The sequence below is a fragment of the Giesbergeria giesbergeri genome (assembly GCF_054779375.1).
The window spans coordinates 104695-124244 of record NZ_BAAGYJ010000004.1 but is presented as its reverse complement, the minus strand read 5'-3'; the positions used below and the strand labels follow the sequence as shown (position 1 = coordinate 124244).

The following is a 19550-nucleotide window of genomic DNA, read 5'->3' as shown; positions in this document are numbered from 1 at the left end:
TGCTTGGGGAAAACCCGTTGGTAATTACCCTAGGTTCTACCCTGTCAACACACCTTTGGCTGCTGCTTTTGCTGGCTTAGGGCACCATCCTAGGATTTTTTGGCTTTTCCTTTTTCCGAAAGATTCTCGATGAGCGATGGCCTGATTCGCATTCGTGGCGCCCGTCAGCACAATCTGCAAAACCTTGATTTGGATATTCGTACCGGGGAGCTGACCGTGGTCACTGGCCCCAGCGGTTCGGGCAAGTCCAGTTTGGTGTTTGATACCCTGTATGCCGAGGGCCAACGCCGCTATGTGGAAACCTTTAGCGCCTATGCCCGCCAGTTTTTGGAGCGCATGGACAAACCGGCTGTGGATGCGATAGAGGGCGTGCCACCGGCCATTGCCATCGACCAGACCAATCCGGTACGCAGTTCGCGCTCCACCGTGGGCACCATGACTGAGCTGAACGACCACCTCAAGCTGCTGCTGGCGCGTTGTGGTCGATTGTTTGACCGCCAAACCGCGCAGCCGGTGCGCCACGACAGCCCCGAAAGCATCTATGCCGAATTGCAGCACCGCTGTGCCACCACCGACCCCCGGTTGGTACTGACCTTTGCCGTAGAGCTGCCTGCCGATACCAGCCCGGAGCAGCTCCAACAATGGCTGTTGGCCAGCGGCTTTACCAAAGTGCAGGCACAGCGCAGCATCGATACCCCCAGCGGGCCGCGCCAAGTGCTGGACGTGGTGGCCGACCGCTTTCGTATTGGCAAGGTAGAAAAAGCCCGCGCCATCGAAGCGATTGAACTGGCCTTGCAACGCGGCAGCGGGCGCTTGCAGGTGTTGGTGCTGCACGAAGGGCCAGAAGCGGCCCCCGAAACTTGGCGTTTTTCTACCGGCCTGCATTGCCCAGACAGCGACCTGCGCTACAGCGAGCCACTGCCATCGGCATTCTCCTTCAACTCGGCGGTGGGGGCGTGCGAAACCTGCCGGGGCTTTGGCCGCGTGATTGGGGTCGATTGGGGATTGGTGATTCCCGATGGCAAGCGCACGCTGCGCGAAGGCTGTATCAAGGTGATTCAAACCCCGGCGTGGAAAGAAGCCCAAGACGACCTGATGCGCCATGCCGAGGCCGAAGGCATCCCACGCGACACACCGTGGAATTTGCTCACGCCAGAGCAGCAGCAGTGGGTGCTGCAAGGCTCGCCCCGTTGGAACGGCCAATGGAACCAGCAGTGGTATGGCATTCAACGCTTTTTTGATTATTTAGAGAGCAAAGCCTACAAAATGCACATCCGGGTGCTGCTGTCCAAATACCGCAGCTACACCGAATGCCCACACTGCGCTGGCGCGCGCCTGAAAACCGAAAGCCTGCTCTGGCGCATCGGCAGCCAAGCAGAGGCCGATGCGGTGTTGCCGCCAGCGCAACGCTTTATGCCGGTGGGCGTAGCGTGGAGCCGCGCCCAACTCGAAGCCCTGCCCGGCCTGTGCCTGCACGATTTGATGCGGCTGCCCATTGCCCGCTTGCGCCAATTTTTTGCCGGGTTAGACAGCAGCGGCCAAGGCAGCGATGCCCAAGCCTTGCGCTTATTGCACACCGAGATTAGCACCCGGCTCCAATACCTATGCGATGTTGGCATTGGCTACCTGACACTAGACCGGCAAAGCCGCACCTTGAGCGGCGGCGAAGTACAACGCATCAACCTGACCACGGCGCTGGGCACGTCCTTGGTGAACACCTTGTTTGTGTTGGATGAGCCTAGCATTGGCCTGCACCCGCGTGATATGCACCGCATCACCCAAGCCATGTTGCGGCTGCGCGATGCGGGCAACACGCTGGTGGTGGTAGAGCATGACCCCGCCGCCATGCTGGCTGCCGACCGCATCATCGATATGGGGCCAGGCCCAGGTGAACGGGGCGGCCAGATTGTGTTTGATGGCAGCACCGATGCCCTGCGCCATGCCGATACCCTGACCGGCCACTATTTGGGCGGGCGCAAGCACATTGGCATGGGCTTTCAGCGCCCCGTAAGCGAGGCCACACCGCGCCTGCTGCTGGAAGGGGTGCGCGCGCACAATTTGCAAAATTTGACGGTGGGCTTTCCACTGCAACGCTTGGTCACGGTCACGGGGGTGAGTGGCTCCGGCAAATCCACCTTGATTCAAAATGTGCTGGCCCCAGCCTTGATGCGCCATTTTGGGCTCGCCACCGAAGCCCCCGGAATCCACGACCGGCTGTTGGGGGCCGAACATCTGAGCGCCGTGGTGTTTGTCGATCAATCACCCATTGGCAAAACGGCACGCTCCAATCCGGTCAGCTATGTGGGTGCTTGGGATGCCATCCGTGAATTGTTTGCCTGCACGCCGGTAGCACGCCAGCGTGGCTACACCGCCGCCAAGTTCAGTTTTAACAGTGGCGATGGGCGCTGCCCTACCTGTGGTGGCTCGGGCTTTGAGCATGTGGAAATGCAGTTCTTGAGCGATGTCTATTTGCGCTGCCCGGATTGCCACGGCCAGCGTTATCGGCCCGAAATTCTGGAAGTGTGTATCGAACGCACCCAGCCGCAAACTTCCGACTCGGATGCTGACGCGTGGGAAACGCGCACCCTGAACGTAGCGCAGGTGTTGGAACTGACCGTGAGCGAAGCCGCCGTGCTGTTTGCCCAAGACCATGCCGTAATGGCTGGCCTGCGCCCGCTGTTGGATGTGGGGCTGGAATACATCCGTTTGGGCCAGCCCGTGCCTACGCTATCGGGTGGGGAGGCGCAACGACTCAAACTGGCAGGCCATTTGGCCGAAGCGGGGCGCACGGCCAGCAAGTCGCGCCAACCGCTGGCGCGCAAGGGCACTTTGTTCTTATTGGATGAACCGACCACCGGCCTGCATTTTGACGATATTGCCAAGCTGATGCGCGCGCTGCGCCAGTTGGTCGATGCGGGGCATTCGCTGGTGGTGATTGAACACAATTTGGATGTGATTCGCGCCAGCGACTGGCTGATAGACCTTGGCCCCGAAGGCGGCGAGGGTGGCGGCTGCATGGTGGCAGAAGGCACTCCGCACGACTTGCGCCAACACCCCACGTCCCACACCGGCGCAGCCTTGCGCGACTACGCGCAGGCGTTGGGCGTGTCGCCTTTGAATGTGCAAGAGCCACGGGCCCATTGGGACACACCGGCCAGCGCCAGCAATGCGCCCGCCATGTCCGAGTGCATCCAAATCGTCAATGCCAAAGAACACAATTTGAAAGGCTTGTCGGTGGAGATTCCACGCGGGCGCTTCAATGTGATTACGGGCGTGAGCGGCTCGGGCAAATCCACATTGGCGTTTGATATTTTGTTCAACGAGGGCCAGCGCCGTTATTTGGAATCGCTCAATGCCTACGCCCGCAGCATGGTGCAACCGGCAGGGCGGCCCGAAGTGGATGCGGTGTATGGCATTGCCCCCACGGTAGCGATTGAGCAGCGCCTGTCACGCGGCGGGCGCAAATCCACCGTGGGCACGGCCACCGAAGTGTGGCATTTTCTGCGCCTGCTGTATGTGAAGCTGGGGGTGCAGCATTGCATCCACGACGATGCGCCAGTGCAACCACAAAGCATTGACCGCATTGCCGCCCAGTGGCTGACGGAGTTTCGCGGCCAGCAGATTGGCCTCTTGGCCCCGCTGGTGGTGAACCGCAAGGGCGTTTATACCGAACTGGCCGACTGGGCACGCCAGCGCGGCCACACCCATCTGCGCGTGGATGGCGAGTTCTTGCCCACCACGGGCTTTCCACGTTTGGACCGCTTCAAAGAGCACTCGATTGAATTGCCTATCCTCAGTTTGGAGGTGTTGCCAGAACAAGAAGCCCTGTTACGCGCCGGTTTGGCGAAGGCGCTAGAGCATGGCAAAGGCGTGGTGCAGGTTTTGAGCAATTTACACGGATTGCGCGAGGCCATGCAAACCGGCAGTAGCACCGCGGGCATTGGGCGCTTGCAGGTCTATTCGACCCTGCGGGCTTGCCCGGTCTGTGCCACCAGCTATGCCGAATTGCAGCCCGCATTGTTCAGCTACAACAGCAAGCATGGTTGGTGTCCGCATTGCGTCGGCACGGGCGTGGCCTTGACTGCCGCGCAGCGCAAGGCCTTGGACGACTCGGTGCGCGACGACAAAGACAAAGGCCGCGAGCAAACCTTTGCCGAGCCAGACATCGACGAAGTCGCCGATACCCCCTGCCCGCATTGCGAGGGCACGCGCTTGAACGCCACGGCCCGCGCAGTGCGCTTTGGCGGCCACAGCATCACCGAAGTGGCTCGCTGGCCGATAGGGCAAATCCAGCACTGGCTCAACCAGCTGGCTTTGAGTGAGCGCGAAGCAGGCATTGCACGCGATTTGATTCCCGAAATCCGCAGCCGTTTGCAATTTCTGCAAGAAGTGGGCTTGGGCTACCTGACGCTCGACCGGGGCGCGCCCACGCTGTCGGGCGGCGAGGCGCAACGCATTCGGCTGGCAGCGCAATTGGGCAGCAACCTGCAAGGGGTGTGCTATGTGTTGGACGAGCCCACCATTGGCTTGCACCCACGCGACAACCATATCCTGCTCAACGCCCTGCAAAAATTGGGCGACCAAGGCAACACCTTGGTCGTCGTAGAACACGATGAAGACACCATCCGCCGGGCCGAACACCTGATCGACATTGGCCCCGGTGCGGGCCAGCGTGGTGGGCAGTTGGTAGCCCAAGGCAGTGTGGCCGACCTGACGGCAGCCCCCCATTCGCAAACTGGCCGCTATCTGTTGCACGCCATGCAGCACCCCTTGCAAGCCCGGCGGGCCACCGATGCGGCAGACACGGCTTGGCTCACGGTGCAGGGGGCACAGTTGCACAACTTGCAGCAAGTCACGGCCCGTGTACCCTTGCACCGGCTGGTGGCCGTCACGGGGGTGAGTGGCTCGGGCAAATCCACCTTGGCGCGTGATGTCTTGTTGACCAATGTGGCTGCATGGGTGCAACAGCGCAGCACGCAGGCCGGACGGCAAGCGATGGACGCAGGCCAAGCCCCGCCCTTGCACGGTTGCACCGGCCTGCAAGGCTTTGAGAGCATTGCGCGGGTGTTAGAAGTCGATCAAACCCCGATTGGCAAAACCCCGCGTTCCTGTCCAGCCACCTATATCGGTTTTTGGGACAACATCCGGCAACTGTTTGCCCAAACGCTAGAGGCCCAAGCGCGTGGCTACAGTGCAGGGCGCTTTAGCTTTAATACCGGCGCGGGCCGCTGCCCGCATTGCGAAGGGGCGGGCATCCGTACTATTGCCATGAGCTTTCTGCCCGATGTGAAAGTGCCCTGCGAGGTTTGCCACGGCGCGCGCTTCAACCCCGAAACCTTGGCAGTGACTTGGCGCGGCAAACACATCGGCGAGGTGCTGAACATGGAAGTGGACGAAGCCGTGGGCTTTTTTGCCTCCATGCCAGTGATTGCCCACCCGTTGCAACTGTTGCAAGACGTGGGCTTAGGCTACCTGACCTTGGGCCAGCCCAGCCCCACCCTGAGCGGTGGTGAGGCCCAGCGCATCAAACTGGTGACTGAGCTGACCAAGGTGCGCGATGACATCACACGCCGCGGGCAAAAAGCCGCGCACACCTTGTATGTGTTGGATGAACCTACCGTGGGCCTGCACATGGCCGATGTGGATCGGCTGATTCGGGTGTTGCATCGGCTGGTGGACGGTGGCCACAGCGTGTTGGTGATTGAACACGACTTGGATGTGATTGCCGAGGCCGATTGGGTGCTGGACTTGGGGCCAGAAGGTGGCGCTGCGGGGGGCTGCATTGTGGCAGCCGGTACGCCAGAAGCACTGGTGCGGGCCGGTACGCACACCGGGAAGGCACTGGCCCCGGTGTTGGCACGCTCTGGGGTGTAACTCAGGCTGTAGCGGCCAAGGCTTGCGCCCGCTCGGCCAGCCCTTGCGCGCAAGCAAAGGCGCTGGCCCAAGCCCATTGAAAGTTGTAGCCCCCCAACCAGCCGGTAATGTCCACCACCTCGCCCACAAAATACAGCCCCGGTTGCGCTTTGGCCTCCATGGTTTGTTGCGATAGGGCTTTGGTGTCGATGCCACCCAGCGTGACTTCGGCCTTCTTGTAGCCTTCGGTGCCGGTGGGGGTGAGTTGCCAGCGGCTCAGGCGCTCGGCCAGCCGGGCCAAGGCCTTATCAGAGGCTTCGGCGATGGGGCGCTGCCAATCGGCCTCTTGGCTGGCCCAAGCATCGGCCAAACGGCTGGGCACCAGCGTCGCCAACTCATTGGCAATCAGCTTGCGAGAGCGCAGCTTGGCCTGTGCCAATGCAGTGGGCAAATCGACCGTGGGGGCTAAATTGAGTGATAGCGGCGTGCCCTGTTGCCAATAGCTGGAAATTTGCAACACCGCCGGGCCAGACAAGCCCCGGTGGGTAAAGAGCAAATCTTCGTCAAATGCCATCAGGTTCTTTTTGCTGCCGGTGCTGATGCTCACCGGCAAGGCCAACCCAGACAATTGGGCGTAGGGTGCCCAATCCGTGCCATCAAAGGTCAGCGGCACCAAGCCGGGGTGGCGCTCGACCAGCGGAATGTTGAATTGCTGTGCCAGCCGGTAGCCCAGATCGGTCGCGCCAATTTTGGGAATGGACAGTCCGCCCGTAGCCACCACCAAGCTGGGGGCTTGCACCACGCCTTGGCTGGTGTCGAGCTGGTAGCTGCCGCCAGATTCTGTCGCGACAAAACCGATTTTTTGCACCTTGCAGGGTTGCCAGCGTTGCACCTGCCCAGCAGCGCACTCGGCCAGCAGCATCTGGATGATGTCTTCCGCCGAGCGGTCGCAAAACAATTGGCCTTTGTGCTTCTCATGGAAGGGAATGCCGTGTTTTTGCAGCAGCGCGATAAAGTCTTGCGGCGTATAGCGTGACAGCGCCGAGCGGCAAAACTGTGGGTTTTGCCCGACAAAATGCTTGTGCGGCGCACGCACATCCAAATCGCGGTTGGTAAAGTTGCAGCGCCCACCGCCAGAGATGCGGATTTTCTCGCCCACGCGCTCGGCGTGGTCAATCAGCAGCACCTTGAGGCCGCGCTGGCCTGCTTGGGCCGCACAAAACAGACCGGCGGCACCGGCCCCAAGGATGATGGCGTCAAAGGTAAGGCTCAAAAGGTGCTCCAAGGCCAAAGATAAACAAGGTGGTAAGGGGCGCGAGGTTAGCTGATGGCAGGGGGCTGGGTGGGTGTGCTTTTACCCTTCGGTATCTCCGCCTAACCCACGCACCCGCGCCCGGTGTTCGCGCTCTTCATGCAGCGCACGGGCTTTCATGCTTTCATGGACAAAGGCGATATGGCCTTCTACCGCTTGCACGGCAGCAGTGGGGTCGGCATCGCGGATGGCTTCCCACACAGCACGGTGCTGTTCACGCAGGCGGCACCAGTCTTCTTCATTGCGGCGCAGGTGGCGCAGGTTGCGGTCAATGTGGTCGTTAATCACTTTGAGCAGGCTGGCCGTGAGGTGACCAATCATCACATTGTGGGCCGCTTCGGCCACAGCTTGGTGGAAGGCCAGGTCGGCCTTGACCTGTTGTGCCAACACGGCGGTAGAGGTGCCTTGGGCAAACAGGGCATCGACGCGGGCATAGGCTTCGCCAATGCGTTGCCGGTCGGCATCGGTAGCCCGACGTGCGGCCAAACGTGCAGCTTCTTTTTCCAACATACCTCGAAACTCCAGCAAATCGTCTTGGAGCTTGGGGTGCTGGGCCAGCATGTTGTGCCAAGGGTCGGTAAAACCAGCCTCGGGTTGGTCGGTGACATAGGTGCCACCGCCTTGGCGGCTGAACAGCATCCCTTTAGACACCAGTTTTTGAATCGCCTCGCGCAATGAGGGGCGGGAGACGCCCAACTCCACCGCCAACTCACGCTCTGGTGGAAGGCGGTCACCGGGCTTCAAGGCACCGTCCAAGATGCGGCGTTCTAGTTCGTGAACGATGGTGTCCGAGAGTCGCTGCACGACAAGCTTGCCAGTAGCCATAAAGAGTATGAAGAAATTGGTCTGACCAAAATTTTAATGTTCTCTTTCGGGAGTATGTAGCAAAAAACTGGCTTTCACTACAGGTTTACCCTTATTTTTTCCATAAATTACAGGGATTGCAGGCGCAATGGATTGACTTCGCTAGCGTTCCTAGGTAAATTTTGCTGCACACAGTCAATTGGTCTTGCCAATTTACCAAGCAAGAGACACAGTATCTGCGTGACGCGATACACACCGGGGGGCCACCCGGACAGGAGCACAGATGAGTCATCCCGCAACCGGCGCGTCTGCGCGCAGTTATCCATCCCGCCCGCAGGCGGTGTATTTTTATGGCACCTGTCTGGTCGACATGTTTGTGCCCGAGGCTGGGCTGGACGCCATTGCCCTGCTGGAGCAGGAGGGCATCCGGGTGATTTTTCCGGAGAATCAGACCTGCTGCGGCCAACCGGCGTTTACCAGTGGCTTTCCGGGCGAGGCGCGGCAGGTAGTGGCATCGCAGTTGGATTTGTTTCCAGATGACTATCCCATCGTGGTGCCATCAGGCTCTTGCGGGGGCATGATCCGCTGGCACTGGGAAAAGGTGGTGGCCGATGATCCAGTCCTCCAAGCCAAGGCGCAGGCCATTGCCGCACGCACTTATGAGCTGGCCGAGTTCCTGCTCCATGTGGTGGGGTTCAATCGTCCCGATCAAGGCCCGGCCACCACCGTCACCCTGCATACCTCGTGCTCTGCCCGCCGTGAGATGGGCACCCATCTGGCTGGCCGTGAACTGTTGGCACGGCTGGGCAATGTGACCTTGGCCCACCACGACCACGAGTCTGAATGTTGTGGTTTTGGTGGTACCTTCTCGCTCAAGCACCCCGATGTGTCCACCGCGATGGTCAGTGACAAGGTGGCCGCCCTACAGGCCACTGGCGCACAGCAGATGGTGACGGCCGATTGCGGCTGTATGCTCAACATTACCCGGCACGCCGCATGGCAACAGCAGCACACCAGTGGCAGCAAGCCCGCCTTGTTGGGCGAGCATTTGGCTACCTTTTTGCTGCGCCGCTTGGGCGGTCAGCCTGCCGGAGAGCAGCGATGAGCGCGCGCGACCGCATTTTGGCCAAGCTGCGCGCCCACCGGCCAGAGCAGCCCCATGCTCTGCCCGATCTGAAAGCCCATTACGCTCCCCGTGCCCGTGGCGAATCTGTTGCGCAACGGCTGGTGCGCTTTCGTGCAGGTATCGAGGGTTTTCAAGCCCAAGTCCACCTGAGCACCGAGGCCGATTGGCCTGACCTTTTGGCCCGGTTGTGCGCACAAAAGCAAGTGGGCACGCTGATCTATGGTGCCGACACCCCCGCAGGCCGCCGCTTGCAAACGGATGGTTTGGGGCAAACCACGCTGCGCCCGTGGGCGGGCCAGTTTGAAACATTGAAAGCCGATCTGTTCCACCGTGTGGATGCTGGATTTACCCAAGCCCGTGGCGCCATTGCCGAAACGGGCAGTCTGATCGTTTGGGCGTCGGAGGCGGAGCCGCGCACTTTGTCGCTGGTGCCGCCCATCCACTTTGCGCTGCTGGATGCGCGCACCATCCACCCGACCTTCTTCGATGCCTTGGTTAACGAGTGCTGGGCGGCGGGCCTGCCCACCAACGCCCTGTTGATTTCTGGCCCTTCCAAAACGGCCGATATCCAGCAAACCTTGGCCTATGGTGCCCACGGCCCCAAAGAGCTGGTGGTGATCGTCACCCACACCGAAGGAGAGGCGCCATGAGCACCCAACCCCAGCCTATCGCTTTTGTTTCGGCCCAAGCCCTGCGCGAGCGTATGCACAGCGCGGTCAATGACCCACACCTGCGCCAGAGTTTTCGGGGGGCCATGGATTTTCTGATGGCCAAGCGGGCGGCGCAGTTTCCTGACCCGGCTGAGTTGGAGTCGTTGCGCAGCCTGTCCGAGCGCATTCGCCAATACAGCTTGTCCAAACTGCCCGACCTGCTGGAGCAGCTAGAAGCCAACCTGACGCGCAACGGCGTGACAGTGCATTGGGCCGAAACCCCCGCAGCAGCCAACGCCATCATGCTGGGCATTGCTCGCCAACACGCAGCCAAGCTGATTGTGAAGGGCAAGTCGATGGTGAGCGAAGAGATCGAGTTCAACCACGCCATGGAAGCCGCAGGCATTGGTGCGTTGGAATCGGACATGGGCGAATACATCGTGCAATTGGCCGGCGAGAAGCCTTCGCACATCATCATGCCCGCCATCCACCAAACCAAGCTGCAAATTGCCAAGCTGTTTGCCGAGAAGATTCCGGGCGTGGATTACACCGACAACGTAGACACGCTGATCCAGATTGGCCGCCGTGTGCTGCGCGAAAAGTTTGAGCAGGCAGAAATTGGCCTGTCGGGCGTCAACTTTGCAGTGGCCGAAACCGGCACCCTGTGCCTGGTAGAGAACGAAGGCAATGGCCGTATGTGTACCACCGTGCCCAAGGTGCATATTGCCATCACTGGCATTGAGAAAATTGTCGAAAAGCTAGAGCATGTGGCACCGCTGTATTCGATCTTGACGCGCTCGGCCACCGGGCAGGCGGTGTCCACCTATTTCAATTTGATCTCTGGCCCGCGCCGCCCCGGCGAGCAAGACGGCCCCGAAGAAGTACATCTGGTGCTGCTGGACAATGGCCGCAGCCAAGCCTATGCCGATGAGCAACTGCGCAAAACGTTGCAATGTATCCGCTGCGGTGCCTGTATGAACCACTGCCCGGTGTACACCCGCATTGGCGGCCATGCTTATGGCACCACCTACCCCGGCCCCATCGGCAAGATCATCTCACCCCACATGATGGGGTTGGAGCAAACCCACTTGCTGCCCACGGCCTCTAGCCTGTGCGGTGCCTGCGGTGAGGTTTGCCCGGTCAAGATCCCCATTCCGGAGCTTTTGATCCGCCTGCGCAGCGAAGCCCAAAGTGCTCCCCACGCCCAGCCCGCCATGGTGGGCCAAGGCGCGGGCTACGACCCGAAGGTCAGCTGGATGTGGCAGATGTGGGCGCGCATCTATAGCCGCCCCACCGCTTACCGTGCCCTCACTTGGTTGGCTACTCGGTTTCGTGCTTTAACGCCCCGCCAGCAAAGTGGTTGGACAGCAGCGCGTACCCCTTTGCAACCGGCACCCCGCAGGCTCAGAGACAGACTCCACGAGCGACGATGACGCCCGCCTTACCGCCGCCCCCCTAGCCCCCCTGCCCTGAACGCATAAGGCGTTGTGCTCCTCCTGTTTGCAGACAGGAGCGGGCCGACTTTTTTCCTGTAACCCGATCAATCCCTTTGCCGGGAGGAGCCCCCCTGTGTCCACGCTGATCAATGCCCTGCGCCAGCGCCTGCCCGCCGAGCGCGTAATCACCGACGAACTGCGCCGCCTGGCCTATGGCACCGATGGCAGTTTTTACCGTTTGATACCCGAGGTGGTCACGGTGGTGCAAACCGAGGACGAAGTGCGCGCGGTGATGGACATCGCCCGAAGCAATCAGCGCCCGGTGACTTTTCGTGCGGCAGGCACCAGCCTGTGCGGTCAGGCGGTCACGGATGGCGTGCTGGTGTTGTTGGGCGAGGGGCTGGCTACCTGCCAAATCAGCCCCGATGGTGCCACCGTGCAGCTGGGACCGGCCATCGTGGGCGCAGAAGTCAACCGCCGTTTGGCACCGCTGGGGCGCAAGATTGGCCCCGATCCGGCCTCCATCAACGCCGCCAAGATTGGCGGCATGGCCGCCAACAACAGCTCGGGTATGTGCTGCGGCACGGCACAGAACAGCTACCACACGCTGGCGGCTTTGCGCGTGATGCTGGCCGATGGCACGGTGCTGGACACCGGCGATGCCCACAGTGTGGCTACTTTCCGCCAAAGCCACCGCACTTTGTTGGAACGGCTGGACGAGCTGGCCGCTGGGGTGCGGGCCGATGCGGCCTTGAGCGCACGTATCCGTGCCAAATACAAGATCAAGAACACCACCGGCTACAGCCTGAATGCCTTGGTCGATTACCACGACCCGGTAGCTATTTTGGCCCACTTGATGATTGGCTCGGAGGGCACGCTGGGCTTTATCTCACGCATTACTTACTACACAGTGCTGGAGCACGCACACAAAGCCAGTGTGTTGGCCTTCTTTCACGACATGGAAAGTGCCTGCCGCGCCGTGATCGGCCTCAAGGCGCGGCCCGTAGATGCCGTGGAGCTGCTCGACCGGGCCTCATTGCGCTGCGTGGCCGACAAGCCAGGAATGCCGCCCCTGTTGGCTACTTTGCCCGAGGGGGCCACGGCCCTGTTGATCGAAACCCGTGCGCCCTCGGCGGCAGATTTGCAACAGCGCATGGATGCCGTGTTGCAAGAGTTGGCGGCCTATCCGTTGGTTGAGACCCCAACCTTTACCACCAACCCGGCAGAAATGGAGCGGCTGTGGAATGTGCGAAAAGGCACCTTTCCGGCGGTGGGGGCAGTGCGCAAGCCGGGCACCACCGTCATTATTGAGGATGTGGCCGTGGCGGTGGCCGATTTGGCCGCTTGCTGCCGCGATTTGCAACAGCTCTTTGCCCGGCATGGCTACCACGAGGCCATCATCTTTGGCCATGCGCTCGAAGGCAATGTGCATTTTGTCTTCACGCAAGACTTTGGCATTGAGGCCGAAGTGGCCCGCTATGCCGCTTTCATGGACGACTTGTGCCACACGCTGGTGCGCAAATACGATGCCTCGCTCAAGGCCGAGCATGGCACAGGCCGCAACATGGCCCCGTTTGTGGAGCTGGAGTGGGGCGCTCAAGCCTATGCCCTGATGCAAGAGATTAAGCAGCTTTTTGACCCCGAAGGGCTGCTCAACCCCGGCGTCATCATCAACAGTGATGCGCAAGCCCACTTGCAGCACCTCAAGCCCATGCCCGCGGCTGGGCAACTGTATGCCGCAGTAGACCGTTGCATTGAGTGCGGTTTTTGTGAGCCGCAATGCCCCTCGCACGGGCTGACACTGTCGCCACGCCAACGCATCGTCGGCTGGCGCGAGCTGTCGCGCCGCGAGGCCGCAGGCGAGGCTCCGGGTGCATTGGGCCAAGATTACCTTTACATGGGGCTAGACACCTGTGCCACCTGTGGCCTGTGCGCCACGGCTTGCCCGGTGGGGATAGAGACCGGTGCCCTGACCCGTGCGGTGCGTGGTGAGCAGCTTTCGGGGGTGGCCCGCAGCTTGGGCCATGTGGCAGCGAATCATTTTGGGGCGACCCAAGCGTTGGCACGCACCGCGCTCAAGGCGGGCCATTGGGCCGAGGCTATGGTGGGCACGCAAGCCTTATCGCGCCTGACGGGCGGTGCTTGGAAAGAGGGCATGCCCACCCCGCAGCCGCTGGGCCGTGCCACCCGCACCCAAGGCGACAAGGTGGTGTATTTCCCCACCTGTGCAGGCCGCATGTTGGGTGCCGATAGCCCAGAGCAGGCTTTGTCTGCCACGGTGATTCGGGTACTTGAGCGTGCTGGTTACGCCCCCATCGTGCCAGACAACGTCAACCGCCTGTGCTGCGGCCAGTCTTTTGCCAGCAAGGGCTTGGCGCAAGATGCCGACGACAAAGCCGCCGAATTGGAAGCCGCCTTGCTCAAGGCCAGCAACAACGGGGCTTACCCGGTCATTTTGGACGCCAGTGCCTGCTCACTGCGCATGAAAACCTTTTTGGCCGAGCGCCTGAAGGTTTATGACTTGGTGGAGTTTGCCCACGATGCACTCCTGCCCCGCCTGATGCTGCACAAAAAGACCGAGCCGGTGCTGATCCATCTGAACTGTTCGGCCCGCCGCATGGGCTTGGAAGGCAAGTTGCGTCAACTCGCTGCCACCTGTGCCCACCAAACGGTATTGCCCGCCGAGGTCAAGTGCTGTGGTTTTGGTGGCGACCGGGGCTTTGTAGTGCCAGAACTCAACACCCATGCCCTGCGCAAGCTGCATGCCGAGGTGCCCACCGGGTGCTGCGGCGGCTACTCCAGCAACCAGACCTGTGAGATTGGCCTGACCCACGCCACAGGCATGCCTTACCGATCCATCGTCCATTTGCTCGATGAGTGCAGTGCCGAGGCCACCCGCCTTGCCACCTGCTGATACCGATTCACCCACTTTTACCCGTATCTCACCCTAGGAGAAAACACCACCATGCAACCCTGGACGCAAATCTACGACCCCCTGGGCAACCTTTGGTTGTCCTCGCTGGTCGCCGCGCTACCGATCATCTTCTTCTTTATCGCGCTGGCGGTGCTGCGCATGAAGGGCCATGTCGCGGGCACCATCACCGTGGCTATTTCGTTGGCCGTAGCCATCTTTTTCTACAAAATGCCGGTACAGATGGCACTGGCCTCGGCGGGCTATGGTTTTCTGTATGGTTTGTGGCCCATTGCGTGGATCATCATTGCAGCGGTGTTTTTGTACAAAATCACGGTCAAGACGGGGCAGTTTGATGTGATTCGGGCCTCGGTGGTGTTGATCACCGATGACCAGCGTTTGCAAATGCTGTTGGTGGGCTTTTCCTTTGGTGCCTTTTTAGAAGGTGCCGCTGGTTTTGGTGCTCCCGTAGCCATTACCGCCGCTTTGCTGGTCGGTCTGGGCTTTAACCCACTCTATGCGGCAGGTCTGTGCCTGATTGCCAATACGGCCCCAGTGGCCTTTGGCGCGATGGGTATCCCGATCATTGTGGGTGGTCAGGTCACGGGCATTGATCCGTTCAAGATTGGTCAGATGGCAGGCCGCCAATTGCCGCTGTTGTCGGTGATTGTGCCTTTCTGGTTGGTGGCCATGATGGACGGCTGGCGTGGCGTCAAGGAGACTTGGCCCGCTATTTTGGTGGCTGGCCTGAGTTTTGCCATCACCCAATATCTGACAGCTAACTTCATTGGCCCAGAGCTGCCAGACATCACATCGGCGCTGGTGAGCCTGATTTGCTTGACGGTGTTCTTGAAAAACTGGAAGCCCAAGCGCATTTTCCGTTTTGACAACCAGCAACCTACCGCAGCCGACCAGCAAAGCCACCATAGTTTTGGTCAGATTGCCAAGGCTTGGTCGCCCTTCGTCATTCTGACTGTCATGGTCACGATCTGGAGTCTCAAGCCGTTCAAAGCCCTGTTTGCCAAGGGTGGGGAGTTGTATTCACTGGTGTTCCAGTTTCCGGTGCCCATGCTTGATCAATTGGTCATCAAGATGGAGCCAATTGTGGCCAAGGCCACACCCTATGTGGCGGTCTATAAACTCGACATTTTGTCGGCCACCGGCACCGCCATTTTCATTGCCGCCCTCATCAGCATGGTAGTGCTGGGCATGAAAACCAGTGATGCCGCCAAGGCGCTTAAGGAAACCGTGGTTGAACTCAAGCGCCCCATCTATTCGATTGGTATGGTGCTGGCCTTTGCCTTTGTGGCCAATTACTCCGGTCTGTCGGCTACTTTGGCGCTGCTGCTGGCGGGCACAGGGGTGCTGTTTCCGTTTTTCTCGCCATTTTTGGGGTGGCTGGGCGTGTTTCTGACGGGGTCGGATACTTCGTCTAATGCGCTGTTTTGCTCATTGCAAGCCACCACCGCACACCAAGTGGGCGTGTCAGACACCCTGCTGGTGGCAGCCAACACCACAGGCGGCGTGACGGGCAAGATGATCTCTCCCCAATCCATTGCCGTGGCCTGTGCTGCGGTCGGTTTGGTGGGCAAAGAGTCGGATTTGTTCCGCTTTACGGTCAAGCACAGCCTGATTTTTGCCACGATGGTGGGCATCATCACCACGCTGCAAGCCTATGTGTTTACTTGGATGATTCCGTAAGGTTCATCAGGCTCAGGCTCAGGCTCAGGCACTGGGCCGCTCGTACAGTCGCCAGCCGTTGCGCCCGGCATTCTTGGCTTGGTACAGCGCGGCATCAGCGCAGGCGATCAGGCCGTCCACATGGTCGGCATGGTCGGGAAACAGCGCGATGCCAATGCTGGTGCCAATTGAGGCAATGCCTGCTGCCAGTGGAAAAGGCTGGGCCAAGCTGTACACCAGGCGTGCTGCCAGCGCCTGGGCATCAGTCACCGTGAGCATATCGGGCAAGATGCACAAAAACTCGTCACCTCCCAAGCGGGCCACGGTGTCTACGGCGCGTACCGCATCGCGCAGGCGCTGCGACACTTGGCGCAGCAACTCATCTCCGGCGGCATGGCCCATGTTGTCGTTGACCCACTTGAAGCGGTCTAGATCCATGTAAAACACCGCCAGCGGCAAGTTGCTGCGTCTAGACTGCTCCATGCCTTGTTGTAATCGGTCGCGGGCAATGGCCCGGTTGGCCAACCCTGTCAGGGGGTCGTAGTTAGCCAACTCCAAGTCTTGTTTGGTGCGTTGCAGGTGGTCAATGGTGCATTGCAGCTCAAACTCCTTGACTTCATGCTGCACGACCAGTTTGGCAAAGGCCTCGGCCAGAGCGGCCAGCTCGGGGGATTCTGGGTGTTCCGAGGCCATGTCCAACAGTTCGGGCACGGCCTGCATGTCTCCTTGGTGGGCAATGCGTTCGGCCACGGTCAACAGCTTGGTCAGCAGCAGGGCATGGGGGGCTGCATCGTCGGAAAAAGGCAGGTCTGTGGGCATAGGTTCCTGGGCAGTGGTGAGGGAAGGCCTGGCGCTGCCGTGGCAGGCGAATCTGCGCGATGATAGCCACAGGCGGCTCGGCCTCATGCCTCCATGCGGTTTCGAGGCGCGACTTTTTGCGTCAGCGCAAAGCCACCAGAGCGCAGAGACAACAGCCCGTACTGGGCCTGTGCCCACATTCACATTTTTGCTACCAAATGCAGGATGTGTTCTACCTGCCGTTGCAATGCCGTGGGCACGGGCAAACGTCCTTGCATGACCGCTTGTGTATAGCGTGTGGTGCTGGCTACGTCAATTTCTGTGGGCAAGCCCGGCACCTCGCTGGCGGTGCCTGCCTGTTGCTCCTCCAGCAAGGAGTGCTGCCCCTGCACGAAGCCGTCGTAACGGGGCCAGCGGCGTGGGTCAGCAGCCACTTCGCCCTCTAGGCCGCGCGAGAGCAACGCATTGGCCTGGAGCAGCGTAAAGGTGGCACACAGCCGCTCTAGGTATTCAGGATGGGTGTAGCTGGTGACGACCAAGGCGGCTTCGGCGCCGGGGTTCATCAGTTTGACAACGCTGTGGCCGGGATTGCGCAGCCCAATCACTTCGCGTGCCGCCAGCAGGCGGGCCAGACCGGGGTGCAGATCGTGAGTGTCAATATGCGCCACTTGACCCGCAGCAATGGCTTCTGGTTTTGTCAGGGCTGCAACCCCCAGCGCCTGCAAAACCTCGGAGGCTAAAACCCGGCGCGCCTCGGTGCGCATGCCGTGTAGCAGCACGGGCAACCCCTCGCGGGCCAACAGCAAGGCCAACAGGGGCGTGAGTACCGGCAGCTTGCGGGCGCCGTTGTAGCTTGGCAGCACCACCAGCGGTCGGGTGCTGGTGGGCCACCGGGGCAATCGGGCGTGGGTAGCATCCAGAAAACCGGCCAGCTCTTGGGGGGTTTCACTCTTGATGCGCATAGCCAAGCAAAAGGCGCCAATTTCTAGATCACTCACCGTGCCGTCGAGCACCTGAGCGAATAAATCGGCGGCCTGTTCGCGGGTCAGTGGTTTGGCGCCGCGGGGGCCGCGCCCAATTTCTTTGATGTAGTGGCCTATGCCCATGAGGTTTCTCTGGCCTGGATCAGGCAGGTTGCAAAGGGCCATTTTCTACCAACCATCACGGCTCTGCCTGCAAGCGAGTTGCCCCGGTAAAATCGCTGCCTTGTACCCGGCCTGGTGTGCGCTTTGGGCGCCGACGGGCCACCCTCCCACAGTATCTCTCTGTGGCCGCTGCGCATTGGCAGTCGCTATCCCTCTCGTTCTGGAACGCTCCCCTGTGTCTTACGCCCCCGAAACCCGGCGCCGCCGCACCTTTGCCATTATTTCTCACCCCGATGCGGGTAAAACCACGCTGACTGAAAAGCTGTTGCTGTTTTCGGGTGCCATCCAGATTGCTGGGGCCGTCAAGGGCCGCAAGGCCAGCCGCCATGCCACCTCCGACTGGATGGAAATCGAAAAGCAGCGCGGCATCTCGGTGGCCAGTTCGGTGATGCAGATGCTCTACCGTGAGCATGTGATTAACCTGCTCGATACTCCCGGCCACAAAGACTTCTCAGAAGATACCTACCGTGTGCTCACGGCTGTCGATTCGGCCCTGATGGTGATTGACGCGGCCAATGGTGTCGAATCCCAAACCCGCCGCCTGATTGAGGTGTGCCGCCAGCGTGACACCCCCATCATCACCTTTGTCAACAAAATGGACCGCGAGGTGCGCGATCCGCTGGACATTCTGGACGAAGTAGAGCGTGAACTGGGCATGCCTTGCTGCCCTATGACGTGGCCGGTGGGCCAAGGCAAACGATTTGGCGGCATCATCAACCTGCGCAACCAGACCATGACGGTGTTTGAGTCGGGCAGCGAGCGCCGCCCGCAAGACTTTGAAGCCATCCCGCTCACCGAGGTAGACACCTTGCGCGCCCGCTTTGGCAGCGAGTTTGATGCTGCGATGGAGAGCATGGAGCTGGCGGTAGGGGCTTCACCCGCTTGGGATCATGCGGCGTTCTTGGCAGGCAAACTCACGCCGGTGTTTTTTGGCTCGGGGGTAAACAACTTTGGTGTCATGGAAGTGCTCGATGCGCTGGTAGACATGGCTCCATCACCTGGCCCGCGTGTCAGTACCTTGCAGGTCAACAAGCAGCCGGTGGTCAAAACCATCCAGCCCGAAGACGAAGGCTTTGCTGGCGTAGTCTTCAAGGTACAGGCCAACATGGATGCCAACCACCGCGACCGCATCGCCTTTGTGCGCGTGGCCTCGGGGCGCTACCAGCCTGGCATGAAGCTGCGCGTGCAACGCACCGCCAAAGAGCTGCGCCCCACCAGCGTGGTGACTTTCATGAGCCAGCGCCGTGAGGCCGTAGAAGAAGCCTATGCGGGCGACATCATCGGGTTCACCACCCACGGTGGTGTGCAGTTGGGTGACACCATTACCGATGGCGCGAGTTTGCAATTTACTGGCCTGCCCTTCTTTGCACCAGAAATGTTCATGACCGTGGTGCTCAAAAACCCGCTGCGCACCAAGCAGTTGCAGCAGGGCTTGGCGCAGTTGGGTGAAGAAGGCGCGATTCAGGTGTTCAAGCCCGACACTGGCGGCAACATGCTGTTGGGGGCCATTGGTCAATTGCAGTTTGAAGTAGTGCAACACCGACTGAAGGCTGAATACGACTGCGATGTGCGGCTAGAGAGCTGCCAATACACCGGCGCCCGTTGGATTACGGCAGACAGCCCCACCGACTTGCGCGCCTTTACCGATGCCTACCCCATGCGTTTGGCCCATGATGCTGCAGATACGCTGGCTTATCTTTGCACCAGCCCCTACGATGTGCGCTTGGCGCAAGAGCGATTTCCGAAGATTCATTTCCACCCACTGCGCGAGCATGCGGGCTTGAGCCTAGGCAGCGCAGGCTAAACCCATAAGCCACCGGGCCACTAGGCCAGCA

Annotated in this window: 11 protein-coding genes; 7 read left to right on the top strand and 4 right to left on the bottom strand. The window is 60.5% G+C overall.

All coding sequences use genetic code 11. The features are described from left to right. The first annotated feature begins 129 nt into the window (after window positions 1-129). A complete protein-coding gene (uvrA, locus tag ACYVB2_RS09480; protein ID WP_382432603.1) occupies window positions 130-5874 on the top strand; it encodes an excinuclease ABC subunit UvrA in 5745 nt (1914 codons plus the stop codon). Window position 5875: 1 nt separating this feature from the next. On the opposite strand, the gene ACYVB2_RS09475 is transcribed toward uvrA, so the two are convergent. Together ACYVB2_RS09475 and ACYVB2_RS09470 are read right to left on the bottom strand one after the other, a co-directional pair. Further along, window positions 5876-7126: a BaiN/RdsA family NAD(P)/FAD-dependent oxidoreductase gene (locus tag ACYVB2_RS09475; RefSeq protein ID WP_382432605.1), complete on the bottom strand. Its 1251-nt coding sequence runs from the start codon at window positions 7124-7126 to the stop codon at window positions 5876-5878. An 81-nt stretch (window positions 7127-7207) separates the two neighbouring features. Continuing rightward, a complete protein-coding gene (locus ACYVB2_RS09470) occupies window positions 7208-7990 on the bottom strand; it encodes a GntR family transcriptional regulator (RefSeq protein ID WP_460536317.1) in 783 nt (260 codons plus the stop codon). A gap of 262 nt (window positions 7991-8252) precedes the next feature. Here ACYVB2_RS09470 and ACYVB2_RS09465 point away from each other — a divergent pair, with 262 nt between their 5' ends. From ACYVB2_RS09465 to lldP, 5 genes are all read left to right on the top strand, one after another. Continuing rightward, the gene (locus ACYVB2_RS09465; RefSeq protein WP_382432609.1) at window positions 8253-9074 is read left to right on the top strand and encodes a (Fe-S)-binding protein; all 822 of its coding nucleotides are present in this window, start codon (window positions 8253-8255) and stop codon (window positions 9072-9074) included. Then, on the top strand, window positions 9071-9745 hold the full coding sequence (locus ACYVB2_RS09460; protein WP_382432611.1) for a LutC/YkgG family protein: 675 nt from the start codon (window positions 9071-9073) through the stop codon (window positions 9743-9745). The genes ACYVB2_RS09465 and ACYVB2_RS09460 overlap by 4 nt, the downstream gene beginning before the upstream one ends. After that, a complete protein-coding gene (locus ACYVB2_RS09455) occupies window positions 9742-11178 on the top strand; it encodes a LutB/LldF family L-lactate oxidation iron-sulfur protein (RefSeq protein WP_382432613.1) in 1437 nt (478 codons plus the stop codon). Before ACYVB2_RS09460 ends, ACYVB2_RS09455 begins: the two co-directional genes overlap by 4 nt. Window positions 11179-11314: 136 nt before the next feature. Then, window positions 11315-14095: an FAD-binding and (Fe-S)-binding domain-containing protein gene (locus ACYVB2_RS09450; protein WP_382432615.1), complete on the top strand. Its 2781-nt coding sequence runs from the start codon at window positions 11315-11317 to the stop codon at window positions 14093-14095. A 51-nt stretch (window positions 14096-14146) separates the two neighbouring features. Next, window positions 14147-15793 (top strand): L-lactate permease, encoded by a 1647-nt coding sequence (lldP, locus tag ACYVB2_RS09445; RefSeq protein ID WP_460536312.1) that lies wholly within the window; start codon window positions 14147-14149, stop codon window positions 15791-15793. Between the two features lie 24 nt (window positions 15794-15817). Here the strand turns inward: lldP and ACYVB2_RS09440 are convergent, their stop codons facing one another. Next, a complete protein-coding gene (locus ACYVB2_RS09440; protein ID WP_382432619.1) occupies window positions 15818-16591 on the bottom strand; it encodes a diguanylate cyclase domain-containing protein in 774 nt (257 codons plus the stop codon). 179 nt (window positions 16592-16770) lie between these two features. Continuing rightward, on the bottom strand, window positions 16771-17676 hold the full coding sequence (ybiB, locus tag ACYVB2_RS09435; protein WP_382432621.1) for a DNA-binding protein YbiB: 906 nt from the start codon (window positions 17674-17676) through the stop codon (window positions 16771-16773). 214 nt (window positions 17677-17890) lie between these two features. Between ybiB and ACYVB2_RS09430 the strand changes: the two genes are divergently transcribed. Then, window positions 17891-19519: a peptide chain release factor 3 gene (locus ACYVB2_RS09430; RefSeq protein WP_382432623.1), complete on the top strand. Its 1629-nt coding sequence runs from the start codon at window positions 17891-17893 to the stop codon at window positions 19517-19519. Window positions 19520-19550 lie beyond the last annotated feature (31 nt).